Source organism: [Eubacterium] eligens ATCC 27750, from assembly GCF_000146185.1.
GTDB lineage: Bacteria > Bacillota > Clostridia > Lachnospirales > Lachnospiraceae > Lachnospira > Lachnospira eligens.
Genome location: NC_012780.1, coordinates 355,866 through 368,879, shown reverse-complemented (window position 1 = coordinate 368,879; position 13,014 = coordinate 355,866). Strand labels below are relative to the sequence as shown.

Annotated in this window: 12 protein-coding genes; all 12 read left to right on the top strand. The window is 36.2% G+C overall.

All coding sequences use genetic code 11. The features are described 5' to 3' along the window. Positions 1-80: 80 nt before the first annotated feature. The gene (locus EUBELI_RS12235; RefSeq protein WP_012740682.1) at positions 81-1,481 is read left to right on the top strand and encodes a sodium-dependent transporter; all 1,401 of its coding nucleotides are present in this window, start codon (positions 81-83) and stop codon (positions 1,479-1,481) included. A gap of 48 nt (positions 1,482-1,529) precedes the next feature. Continuing rightward, on the top strand, positions 1,530-2,420 hold the full coding sequence (locus tag EUBELI_RS12230) for an L-asparaginase family protein (RefSeq protein ID WP_012740681.1): 891 nt from the start codon (positions 1,530-1,532) through the stop codon (positions 2,418-2,420). A gap of 80 nt (positions 2,421-2,500) precedes the next feature. After that, positions 2,501-3,454, top strand: coding sequence for an SseB family protein (locus tag EUBELI_RS12225; protein WP_012740680.1), 954 nt, complete (start codon positions 2,501-2,503; stop codon positions 3,452-3,454). Between the two features lie 34 nt (positions 3,455-3,488). Further along, positions 3,489-3,965: a chemotaxis protein CheX gene (locus EUBELI_RS12220; protein ID WP_012740679.1), complete on the top strand. Its 477-nt coding sequence runs from the start codon at positions 3,489-3,491 to the stop codon at positions 3,963-3,965. 75 nt (positions 3,966-4,040) lie between these two features. Then, positions 4,041-5,408: a Y-family DNA polymerase gene (locus EUBELI_RS12215; protein WP_012740678.1), complete on the top strand. Its 1,368-nt coding sequence runs from the start codon at positions 4,041-4,043 to the stop codon at positions 5,406-5,408. A 3-nt stretch (positions 5,409-5,411) separates the two neighbouring features. Beyond that, a complete protein-coding gene (locus EUBELI_RS12210; RefSeq protein WP_012740677.1) occupies positions 5,412-5,624 on the top strand; it encodes a hypothetical protein in 213 nt (70 codons plus the stop codon). Beyond that, positions 5,617-6,978, top strand: coding sequence for an MATE family efflux transporter (locus EUBELI_RS12205; protein WP_012740676.1), 1,362 nt, complete (start codon positions 5,617-5,619; stop codon positions 6,976-6,978). Before EUBELI_RS12210 ends, EUBELI_RS12205 begins: the two co-directional genes overlap by 8 nt. Positions 6,979-7,009: 31 nt before the next feature. Continuing rightward, positions 7,010-7,405: a C-GCAxxG-C-C family protein gene (locus EUBELI_RS12200; RefSeq protein ID WP_012740675.1), complete on the top strand. Its 396-nt coding sequence runs from the start codon at positions 7,010-7,012 to the stop codon at positions 7,403-7,405. Between the two features lie 228 nt (positions 7,406-7,633). Continuing rightward, positions 7,634-8,332, top strand: a complete 699-nt coding sequence (locus EUBELI_RS12195) for an ABC transporter ATP-binding protein (RefSeq protein WP_012740674.1) — start codon at positions 7,634-7,636, stop codon at positions 8,330-8,332. 14 nt (positions 8,333-8,346) lie between these two features. Continuing rightward, positions 8,347-10,653, top strand: coding sequence for an ABC transporter permease (locus EUBELI_RS12190; RefSeq protein WP_041689122.1), 2,307 nt, complete (start codon positions 8,347-8,349; stop codon positions 10,651-10,653). A 555-nt stretch (positions 10,654-11,208) separates the two neighbouring features. Beyond that, positions 11,209-11,658, top strand: a complete 450-nt coding sequence (locus tag EUBELI_RS12185; RefSeq protein ID WP_012740671.1) for a MarR family winged helix-turn-helix transcriptional regulator — start codon at positions 11,209-11,211, stop codon at positions 11,656-11,658. Continuing rightward, positions 11,651-12,994 (top strand): MATE family efflux transporter, encoded by a 1,344-nt coding sequence (locus EUBELI_RS12180; RefSeq protein ID WP_012740670.1) that lies wholly within the window; start codon positions 11,651-11,653, stop codon positions 12,992-12,994. The genes EUBELI_RS12185 and EUBELI_RS12180 overlap by 8 nt, the downstream gene beginning before the upstream one ends. Positions 12,995-13,014 lie beyond the last annotated feature (20 nt).

Sequence of the window (13,014 nt, the reverse complement as noted above, 5' to 3'; positions counted from 1 at the left end):
CTTTTTTGCTAAACAGTTGACCGACTTGATATTATTAGGTATAATTTATAAGTATATATTAAAAAAGGGAAGGTTATGAAATGAACGAAAATCGTAATTCATTCAAGGGCTCTATAGGGTTCGTCCTTGCAGCAGCGGGTAGTGCTGTAGGACTTGGTAACATATGGAGATTTCCTTATCTGGCAGCTAAAGATGGAGGCGGATTATTCCTCGTTATTTACATTGTTTTAGCATTAACATTTGGTTTTACTCTACTCACAACAGAAATTGCTATTGGACGAAAGACAAAGCAGAGTCCGCTTACAGCTTACAGCAAGTTAAAGAGTAAGTGGAAGCCACTGGGTATTATTGCGTGTATTGTACCTATAATGATATTTCCATACTATGTAACAATCGGTGGATGGGTACTTAAGTATCTTCTTGTTTATATTACGGGTAATGGACATGCAGCAGCACAGGACGGATATTTCTCAGGATTTATCGGTCAGACAGCAGAACCAATCATAATGATGCTTGTGTTTACAATAATTGTTGCATTTATTATATTCCGTGGTGTTAACAGTGGTATTGAATCATCATCAAAGATTATCATGCCATTACTTATTGTGCTTGTTCTTGGTGTATCTGTATATTCACTTACAATTTCATATACAGACATTGATGGCACAACAAGAACAGGTTTACAGGGATTAGGTGCTTATGTAATTCCTAACATGAAAGGAATTACTGTTAAGCAGTTCTGTACAGTTCTTATGGACGCAATGGGACAGCTTTTCTACAGTTTAAGTGTTGCTATGGGTATTATGATTGCATATGGTTCATATGTAAGTGATGATGCTAATCTTGGAAAGTCAATTAACCAGATTGAGCTATTTGATACAATAGTTGCATTTCTTGCAGGTGTAATGATTATTCCTGCTGTATTTGTATTCATGGGAAGAGATGGAATGACAGCATCAGGTCCAAGTCTTATGTTTGTTTCGCTTCCTAAAGTATTTGATTCTATGGGATTTGCAGGAAATGTAATTGGTGCAATATTCTTTGCAATGGTGTTCTTTGCAGCCCTTACAAGTGCAGTTTCAATTATGGAAGCTATTGTTTCAAGCTTTATGGATGAATTTAAGTTAAACAGAAACAAGGCTACAGCAATAGAAACTGTAATTGGTATAGCTGTTGCAGTTATCGTATGCTTAGGATATAATAAACTGTTATTTGATATTAAGCTCCCTAACGGAGTACATGCACAGGTGCTTGATATTATGGATTATGTCAGCAATAATGTACTTATGCCAATAGTTTCTATAGGAACATGTATCCTTATTGGATGGATACTTAAGCCAAAGACTGTTATAGATGAAGTTGAGAAAACAGGAATTAAGATGGGAAGAAAGGGCCTTTATACAGTTATGGTAAAGTGGGTTGCTCCAATTCTTTTATTCCTTCTTCTTCTTAAATCACTTGGAATTCTTACTATAATCTGATACAGGTAAGGTTTACAGATTACTAATGTTTCTGCAAGAGGTTAATAAATGATTAATAAAAAGTTTTGTATAACAATGTCAGGTTTCGTGATTGCATCCTTAATGTTGACAGGGTGCAGTTCAATGTTTGGTAATCCAATGAAATATGTTATAAGTCAGGATGAGACAAGGCAGGAACAGACTGAATCACAGAATGATACAGGAAATAATGATACTTCTTCTGATGAACAGATTTTATCAGAAGAAGATAATGAAAATCATGGAATATATATATTGGGTACAGATAAGATGTCAGATTATTCAGTATCTGGTATGTTAAAGGCTGTTAAAGAAATTAATGAAAATATAGACGACGATAAGACAAAGGGAATAATACTTATTGGAGAAGAACAGTATATTGATTATATTTCATATTTTATATCATTGACTGTTGAGGATAAAAAGCCGTTGATTATAATTAAGAATCTTAATGATGATACAAAGCAGGCAGCACTTATATCACAGGTTAAGTCATATATTAATGGAGAGGCAGAATCACTGCCACAGGATTGTATGGTTAACAAAAATGTATCTGATGTATTTGATGTTTCTTCTGTAAAAACATTGCCTGATGTAGATATTTTCTATGATTATATAGGTGCTAACATGGATGAATTATCCAAGAAAATTTATATCAGCAATGGAATGGTAATAATACCATCAACAGCTGGTGCTGATATATCAAGTGAAACTTATGAAATTATATCACAGAAGAATATTGCACCGGTGGTTATCACATGCAGTAAAGATGTTTTAGATACCAAGATTAAAGACAACTCAGCGGATAATATTTATTATACAGATTTAGAACCATATAAGTCACGTTTAATGCTTATGTTTTTACTGAATAAAAATAGCGATTCTGATTCTATAAAAAATGCTTTGATTAAGGCAGATTAAAACATCATTTATTGAAAGAATATCAATATTGTGGTATTCTGTCAGTATAAGATTTAGCTAGTAAAAGATTGGAGAATATAATGGATTCAACAAAGGCACAGGATATTACAAGACATATTTTTAAAGATGAGGATAAGGGCTGTGAATATATTAAGAACCTTGCTTTATCTGACAGTGTTGAAGTACTTACAAAAATTATTCCTGCATTAATTAATGAAGCGGAAGAAAAGAAGAATGTTAATGATGCTGGTTACTTTAGCTGGCTTAACGACATTTACCGTAAAATTGTTATTGAAAAGCTTATGAATGCAGAACATTTATGGACTATATACTGCGATAATACAGGCTATCCATATGTTGTAGATAATGATATTGTTGTACTTTATGATTATGCTAATCATCTTAAAGTTGAAGAAAGACTTAAAAAATATGGCTTCAGTATTTCATTTGGCATAGAAGATGGTCAGGGTATTATGTCTGAAGTTGGACATATGTACAGAAATGGTATTAAGAATATCAGATTTATAGATGGCAGGGACAATATGCTTACTATATCAAGAGAAGAAATTGCAACATATGATATGTTCTTTAAGGATGAATATGTTACTAACCCTGCATTACAGAATGCACTTATTTCTTTCTTTCAGGAATTCAGAAAAGATAAAGTTGATGATAATTCACCAGTTCTTGCATCTAAAGAGACAGATTTAAAGGTAGCACTTCGCAATGCAGATTTTATGGTTCCTTGTACTAAGGAAGAAACAGATGATTCTGTTTCGATTGCACATCCTTATGTGGATATAACTGATAAGGTAGAGCATAAAGAAGGCGAGCAGGTATTGGCACTTCCTGTATTTACAGATGGTATAGAGCTTGATAAATGCTATTTTGATAAACATGAGAATATGTTATATACATATATGGAACTGTTGAAGTCAGTGACGGAGATTGGTGCATCAGGAATAGTTATTAATCCATTAGGTGTGAGTTATTATGTTCCACTTGATATTATGAAAAAGATAATAGCTGATTAGATATAGCAGGGCATGTGGCGAAGGAGGAAGTTCTATGGCAGATATGAATGTTAATTATATTAATCCATTTTTAGAGGCTGCGATTGCAATAGTTAAAGACGCCTGTCAGGTGGAATTAAAAATAGGAAAGCCATATGCCAAAATGGTTGAACTGACAGAGGGTACGGTGGTAATCCTTATAGGTGTAACCGGAGAGATGAGAGGTCAGGTTGTATTATCCATAGATGAAAAGAAAGCGTGTGAGATTGCTTCGCGTATGATGATGGGCATGCCTGTTCCGGAATTAGACGATATGGCTATAAGTGCAATAAGCGAGCTTGGTAATATGATAATGGGTAATGCTGCAACAGTATTCTCAGTTAGAAATATAGGCATTGATATTACTCCTCCAACTGTTGGACGGGGAACTGGAAAGATAGATACGATGTATGCCAAGAACATTGCAATACCATTACTTACAGATGATTCGGAAGTATTCATGGAAATGAATATTGCAATGAAAATTGGCTAGAATTATTATGAAACTACAAGACACACTGGTATATGCTGGTGTGTCTTTTTCTAGGATTAAGTATAGGAGGATGTAATGGAAAGAGTGTATATTGCAATTGATCTTAAATCATTCTATGCAAGTGTTGAGTGTGTTGAAAGAGAATCAGACCCGCTTACCACTAATCTCGTTGTAGCTGATGAATCAAGAACAGCCAAAACAATATGTCTTGCAGTTACTCCTTCTCTTAAGAAATATGGACTTTCCGGACGAAGCAGGCTTTTTGAGGTAGAACAGAAGGCAAAAGAAATAGAGAAACGCACAGGAAAAAAGCTTGAATATATAGTAGCAGTTCCAAGAATGGGGCTTTATATAGAATATTCATCAAAGATATATTCTATATACCTTAAATATTTCAGCAAGGATGACATAACTGTATACAGTATTGATGAAGTATTTATTGATGCAACGGATTATATGAAGCTGTATAATATGACAGCAAGACAGCTTACCGCAAAAGTTATAGAGGATGTGTATGATACGACAGGGATAACGGCTACGGCAGGAATTGCACCTAATCTGTATCTGTGCAAGATAGCAATGGATATAGTTGCAAAGCATATACAGGCAGACAGCAAGGGCGTGCGTATCGCAGAATTAAGTGTTAATGATTACAGAAAAATGTTATGGGGTCATACACCTCTTACTGACTTCTGGAGGGTTGGACCAGGAATATCAAGACAGCTTGAAAAACATGGGATAAAGACTATGGGTGATATTGCGAGAATGTCCCTTGAAGATGAGGACTGGCTGTATAAGCAGTTTGGTGTAGACGCAGAGATTCTTATAGACCACGCATGGGGATATGAACCGTGTACAATTGCAGATATTAAGAAATATAAGCCCAAGGCGAGCAGCCTGTGTTCAGGACAGGTGTTAAAAGAGCCATATACATTTGAAGACGCAAGAATTGTAGTTGGAGAGATGGCAGATGAGCTTGCATTGGATTTAGTTGATAAAGGTTTTGTGACCGATTCGATTGCGTTAAATGTAACTTATGACAGGGTAAATGTTGATAAAGGAACTTACAAGGGTGAAATCCATGTAGACAGATATGGAAGGGAAGTTCCACAAGGACTTAATAAATCTGTTTCACTTACGACATGTACATCTTCATCAAAACAGTTAAGAGAAGCTTTTCTTGATATATATGACAAATATACTGACAGAAAGCTGTATATCCGAAAGTTAAATCTTACAGTTGCCAATCTTACTAATGATGGTTTTCAACAGTTTGACATGTTTACAGACCAGACACAGCTTGAACGCGAAAAGAAGATGCAGCATGCAATGCTTGATATTAAGAAAAAATACGGTAAGAATGCGGTGATGAAAGCTAATAATCTGCAGAGCAAAGCGACTGCAATTGAAAGGAACGGGCAGATAGGAGGTCACAGGGCATAGCTTATGGGAAAATATGATGATATAATCAATATGAAATGGCCGGTGCCGAGTAAAAGACCAAGAATGGATATGGAAAGCAGGGCTAAGATATTCCTTCCTTTCTCAGCATTAAAGGGGCTTGGCAATGCTATTGACGAGCAGAATAAAACCAAAGATAATATGAAAGAATACGAATATTTTGACGAGGAGAATAAGGGGGAAGAATTTTATGAGTAATACAATGAAAGAAAATAAAATGGGTACAATGCCTGTTAATAAGCTGCTTATTAATATGGCTCTGCCAATGATGATATCAATGCTTGTACAGGCACTGTATAATATTGTTGACAGTATATTTGTTGCAAGAATAAGTGAGGAAGCGCTTACAGCGGTTTCAATGGCATTTCCAATGCAGAATCTTATGATTGGTGTTGCAGGTGGCGTGGGTGTAGGTACTAATGCGCTGCTTTCAAGGGCATTAGGAGAAGGAAGGCATGAAGAAGCTGATAAGATGGCTGTGCAGGGTATATTCATAACGGCTTGCAGCTATATAATATTTCTTGCCATAGGGCTTTTCTTTGCCAGAGAGTTTTTTGTTATTCAGGGTGCTAATGAAGTGATAGCTGACTATGGTTATGATTATCTTTCAGTTATTCTTATAGTCAGCTTTGGTTGTCTGTTCCAGATGATATTTGAGAGGTTATTACAGGCTACAGGAAGAACATTTTACAGCATGATTACACAGGGTACAGGTGCAATAATTAATATTATTGTTGACCCGATACTTATATTTGGTCTGTTTGGTGCACCAAAGCTTGGTATTGTAGGTGCAGCAGTAGCTACGGTTGCGGGCCAGATTGTTGCAGCCGTTATGGCAGTGATATTTAATATTAAGGTTAATAAAGAGATACATATTACTTTTAAGGGATTCAGACCATCAGGAAAAAGAATTTGCAATATCTTGTTCATAGGAATTCCATCAGTTATTATGATGGCAATTGGTTCTGTTATGACATTCTGCATGAATAAGATTCTGGTTGTATTCACATCAACAGCGGTTGCTGTATTTGGTGTGTATTTTAAGTTGCAGAGCTTTGCATTTATGCCAATATTTGGTATGAACAGTGGAATGGTTCCTATAATAGCTTTTAATTATGGGGCCAAGAGAGAAGACAGAGTTATACAGACACTTAAGCTTGCAGTAATGTATGCAGAGATAATAATGATACTTTTTATGATTGCAGTTCAGATATTCCCGGTTCCAATGCTGTCAATATTCAGTGCATCGTCAGATATGATACGAATGGGAGTTCCTGCTTTAAGGACTATATCAATAAGTTTTATATTTGCAGGAATATGTATTATATGCAGTTCGTTCTTTCAGGCACTTGGAAGCAGCATATACAGCATGCTTGTATCATTTGTAAGACAGATTATATTCCTTGTGCCATGTGCTTATATTTTTTCGAAAACAGGGAATGTTAATCTTGTATGGTGGGCATGGCCTATTGCAGAGCTTGCTTCAGTCGCGTTAAGTGTATTCTTCTTTATCAGGGTAAGAAAGAAGAAGTTCGCATTTATGGAACAGTAACGGATATAATTCAGAAAGATGAGGATAAGATATGAACAGACATATAGAAAAAGCTAAAGAACTCCGTTCACCTGAAAAATGTTATAACTGTGCAGAAACTATTATGATGGCTTATGCTGATGATCTGGGATTGAGTGAGACACAGGCAGAATGCCTTGGATGTAATTTCGGCGGTGGTATGAAATGTGGTGGTACATGTGGCGCAATTACCGGAGGACTTATGGTGCTTGGAGCATTAGGAGTAAGCAGTCCGGCTGCTGTTGGTACATTTCAGAGAACTATCAGGGATAATCACGATGGAATGACTAACTGTGCAGACCTTTTAAGAGATAATGCTTTAAAGGGTGGCGAAAAAAAGGCACATTGTGACAGTATGATTATGGAATCAATAAGGCTTATTGATGAGCTGACTGATAAAGATAAATAAAATGCTGCGAAACTATTGATAACTTTTATCAATAAGAAGTGGTGAATTATATAGTAAAATGTGATAAAGTAAGCGTGGTTAGGGCATTCTAACCAATGCTTACTTTTTTTGTGCCTGTTAATGATGAATTTTTATATATTGACACAAAATTAATAAGTGCTAATATAATGAATATATGAACAAGTGTTCATATAATAATATAAGAGGGCGTACACGAAGGAGGTATATATGTTTTTAGAGATTAAGGGAATCAAAAAGCATTATGGAGAAGGCGAGAGCCGGGTGGAAGTACTGAATGGTATTGACATAGAAGTTAATAAAGGGGAAATCGTTGTATTACTTGGTCCATCAGGTTCTGGTAAGTCAACACTGCTTAATATAATTGGTGGTATTGATGATGCAGACGAAGGTTACATATCAATAGATGGCGAAAAGACAGCTGATATGAATGAGAAGCGTCTTACACAGTACAGAAGAAAGCATCTCGGATATGTTTTTCAGATGTATAATCTTATACCTAACCTTACTGTAAGAGAGAATATTGAGGTTGGTGCTTACTTAAGTGACAAGGCACTTGATACAGATGAGATTCTTAATACATTAGGACTTTCAGATCACGCTGATAAGAAGCCTAACCAGTTATCAGGCGGTCAGCAGCAGAGAACTTCAATTGGAAGAGCTATTATAAAAAATCCGGATATCCTGTTGTGTGATGAGCCTACAGGAGCACTTGATTACAACACATCTAAGGATATATTAAAGCTTATTGAAGACGTTAATAAGAAGTACGGTAATACTATAATAATAGTTACACATAATGACGCTATAAAAAATATGGCAGATAGGGTTATTACATTAAGAGATGGCAGAATCCGTAAGAACTATGTTAATGATAATAAGATTGCAGCAGCAGACCTTGAATGGTAAGAGAGGAGTTAAGTATGAGAAATCCTTTAAATAAGCGTCTGCCAAGAGAATTAAAGCATGACTTTGGTAAATATCTTGTTATATTCTTATTTATGGTTATGATGATTTCGTTAGTAAGCGGATTCCTTGTAGCAGACAACAGTGTTAAGCACTCATATGATGAGGGCTTTGAAAAATATAATCTTGAAGATGGACATTTTGCATTAGATAAAGAGCCTGACGGTTCTCTTATAAAAGATATTGAGAATAAGACTGACAGCAAGCTTTACGACTTAAGATATTTTGAGGAAGATGAGGCTGACAGCGGTGATACAATCAGAGTGTATAAAGACAGGACAGAGGTTAATCTTGAGTGCGTTATGGAAGGCGAAATGCCTGCTGCCGATAATGAAATAGCACTTGACCGTATGTATGCACAGAATGCGAAGATTAAGATAGGCGACACAATTAAGCTCGCAGGAAAGGAATTAAAGGTTACCGGTTTTGTTGCAGTTCCTGATTACAGCTGCCTTTTCGAAAATAATTCAGATATGATGTTTGACGCAACTAATTTTTCTATTGCTGTTATGACTGATAAGGGCTTTGAAAATGTTTCAAGTAATCATGTCAAATATAATTATGCATGGAAATATAACAAAGAGGTTACAGGAGATAAGGCTGAAAAAGAGGCTTCTGAAGATTTTCTTGAAAATCTTGGCGATATTATCAAAGAATATGATACAAAGCTTATAATGAGTGGTAATACGGATATTATCAGTGTTTCTGATTATCTTCCAAGATACACTAACAAGGCTATTAATTTTACAGGAGATGATATGGGGTCAGATAAGGCAACAATTATGCTTTTTGACTATATTGTAGTGGTTGTAATTGCATTTGTATTCGCTGTTACAACATCTAACACAATCAGTCAGGAGGCAGGGGTTATCGGAACTCTTCGCGCATCAGGTTATAAGAGAAGTGAGATTGTAAGACATTACATGGTCCTTCCTGTTGTTGTAACACTGGTTGCTGCTGTTGTTGGTAATATACTTGGCTACACTCTTCTGGAAAAGTTTTTTGTAAATGTATATTATAACAGCTACAGCCTGTGTACTTACACGACACTGCTTAATGCAGAAGCATTTGTTGATACGACAGTTGTTCCAATTATTATTATTTTTGTTGTTAATCTTATTGTGCTTGAAAAGAAGCTCCGGCTTTCTCCTCTTAAATTCTTAAGACATGAGCTTACTAACAGAAAGAGAAAGAAGCTTATAAAGTTAAGCCACAAGCTTCCTTTCATGACAAGATTCAGATTAAGGATAATGTTCCAGAATATACCTAATTATCTGACATTGTTCTTAGGAATACTGATTGCAGGTGCACTTGTTGTATTCAGCATCATGTTTGAACCGCTTATTGATGATTATGCTGATGTTGTTAAGAAGTCACAGATATGTGATTATCAGTATGTGTTAAAAAGTCAGGCGGAAACTGATGTTTCTGGTGCAGAAAAGTACTGTGTGACATCGCTTGATACAACTGATGAAAAATACATGACAGATGATATTATGATATATGGTATTCAGGATAACAGCAGGTATGTTGATGTGGATATCAAGGATGATGAGATACTTGTATCTAATGGTGTAATGGTCAAATACGGACTTAAAAAAGGTGATACATTTAAATTGAAGGATCCTTATTCCGATGAAGAGTACGAATTCACAATTGCAGGAAGCTATAAATATGACGCTGCACTTGCAGTATTCATGACAAGAAAAAACTTTATTGATACATTTGACAAGGCTGATGATTACTTCACTGGATACTTCACAGACAAGAAGCTCACAGATATTGATGATAAATATGTTGCTTCAATAGTTACATATGAAGACCTTATCAAAGTGTCTAACCAGATGAAGGTTTCAATGGGCGAGATGATGTATATACTGAAGTATTTTGGAATTATAATGTTCGTGCTTCTTATGTATCTGTTATCTAAACAGATTATTGAAAAGAATGCACAGTCAATTTCTATGACTAAGATTCTTGGCTTTAAGAATGGAGAGATTGGCGGACTGTATATAGTTGCAACTTCGATTATGGTAGTTATATCACTGGTTGTTTCTGTACCTATAGTAAATGCTTTGCTTAAATGGGCATTTTCATCATATCTGTACACTTCGATGACTGGATATATTCCTTATATGGTAAGAAGAAGCTGTTTTGTTGAGATGGTTATTCTTGGAATTGTGTGCTATGCAGTTGTTGCTGTGCTTCAGCTTGTGAAGATTTCTAAGATTCCTAAGACGGATGCTTTGAAAAATGTAGAGTAAGGGTTTTATGGTGTATTGCACTTCAGACACGCTCCCGCTCGTGGAAGTGCGCAGCGGTACTAAGTTCACTGCTCCCTTCGGGAGTGCGTTCACTAAGTGCCGGCGCACTTCCAACGGTCTGAAGCTGCAACACACCATAAAACAGGCCTGCCTGAGTGTGGGCTTGTTCCCCTTCGGGGAACATCGCTTCCTTGATGTGATACCTATAGGTAGTCGTATTATCGGCGGATTTATAGGTGTTTTTTTGTTGGAAATTATTGGAATGAGTGAAAAAGTACCTATATATGCTTATGAAAAATGATATATATAGGAACGGCAATTCCACATGAATAAATCTATACGAAAATAAAAATCACATAAAAGAATCCGCATGAAAATAAAAGAGGCATAAACCAAGAGGTTATAAGCAAAATTAAGCTTATTTCACAATGATAAGCAGGAATCTCTATATAGAAATCATGTTGACGCCACAAGAATATGCATATATAATTACCTATGATAATTAACAAAGATAATCAATTCTATAATTATATAGCTTAAGGAGACGAATGTATTATGAAACCAGACAAGATTAAGAGAATGCTGGATGCCTGTTACCTGGCTAAAAGGATTAGGGAACTGCTGCCGGAGCTGCCAGATGGGGTTGCACCTGCTTATATCCAGTATATTGATGTGATTCATCATCTGTTAGAGAGAAATGACTGTGTCAAGGTTTCGGACATCAGTGACTGGCTTAATCTGCCAAGACCAGGTGTTACCCGTACTGTCAAGGAAATGGAAGCTAAGGGATATCTTAAGAAGACTACTTCACAGGAAGATGCAAGGATAACTTATATTACGGTTACAGATAAGGGCGAAGAGTTGTCTAAGAAATATGATGCTGACTATTACAGCCGGCTTAGCAAATATCTTACGGATATTAGTGATGAAGAGGCTGATTCTATGATCGAAACTATTAAAAAATTCTACAAGGTGATGAGCGAAAGGAAAGTTGACATTGAATAATTCAAAATCAGATTTTACACAGGGAAGAATATTAGGGAAGCTGATTCCTTTTATGATGCCAATACTTGGGGCGTTAATATTACAGGCAGCATATGGTGCAGTTGACTTGCTTGTTGTTGGAAGATTTGGAACTACTGAAGGCCTTTCAGCAGTATCGACAGGAAGCCAGGTACTTAATTTAGTTACATTTGTTATAACACAGTTTGCAATGGGGGTTACAGTGCTTATTGCAAGATATATTGGTGAGAAAAGACCGGAGCAGATAGGCGCTCTGATAGGCGGAGCTATTGTTGTGTTTACAATGATTTCAGTGGTGCTTTTCGTTGTTATGATTATTTTTTCAAGACAGATTGCAGTTATAATGCAGGCACCGAAAGAAGCAGTAGGTCTTACATCTGTATATGTAAAAATATGTGGCTCAGGAATATTCTTTATAGTTGCATATAATCTTCTTTCAGCAATATTCAGGGGACTTGGAGACAGCAAATCACCTCTTATATTCGTTGCAGTTGCATGTGTTATTAATATTGTGGGGGATCTTGTTCTTGTTGCAGGGTTTAACATGAATGCTGCCGGAGCTGCTATTGCGACAGTCGCAGCACAGGCGGTAAGTGTTGTATTTGCACTTGTATTACTTTTTAAGAGAAAACTTCCGTTTAAGATAACTAAGAAAGATTTCTCAATTAACAGGCATTGCAGGAGAGCATTAAAGGTCGGACTTCCACTTGCATTACAGGAATTTCTTACACAGATTTCATTCCTTGCTTTATGCGCATTCGTTAACAGACTGGGATTACAGGCATCGTCAGGATATGGTGTTGCATGTAAAATAGTTAATTTTGCAATGCTCATACCAAGCTCACTTATGCAGTCAATGGCGTCATTTGTTTCACAGAATGTCGGTGCAGGCAATGAAAAGAGAGCAAAGAAGACGATGTTTGCCGGTATTGGTGTTGGACTTGTGATAGGCTGTATAGTATTCCTGTTTGTGATGTTTAAGGGTGACCTTCTCACAGCAATATTTACAACTGATGAGGCTGTTATCCAGAATGGATATGATTACCTTAAGGGATTTGCATTAGAGACGATTGTTACTGCGATATTATTCAGTATGATTGGATATTTTAATGGTCATGACAAGACGGTATGGGTAATGATTCAGGGCCTTACACAGACACTGCTTGTCCGTCTGCCATTTGCGTATTATATGAGTATACAGCCTGATGCGAGCCTTACTAAGATTGGTATGGCTGCTCCTGTAGCAACTATTTTTGGAATTGTATTAAATGTGGTATTCTATATCTTGTGTAACAGAAAAGATAAGAAATATATATAATATTTGTAGAATATTTGCTA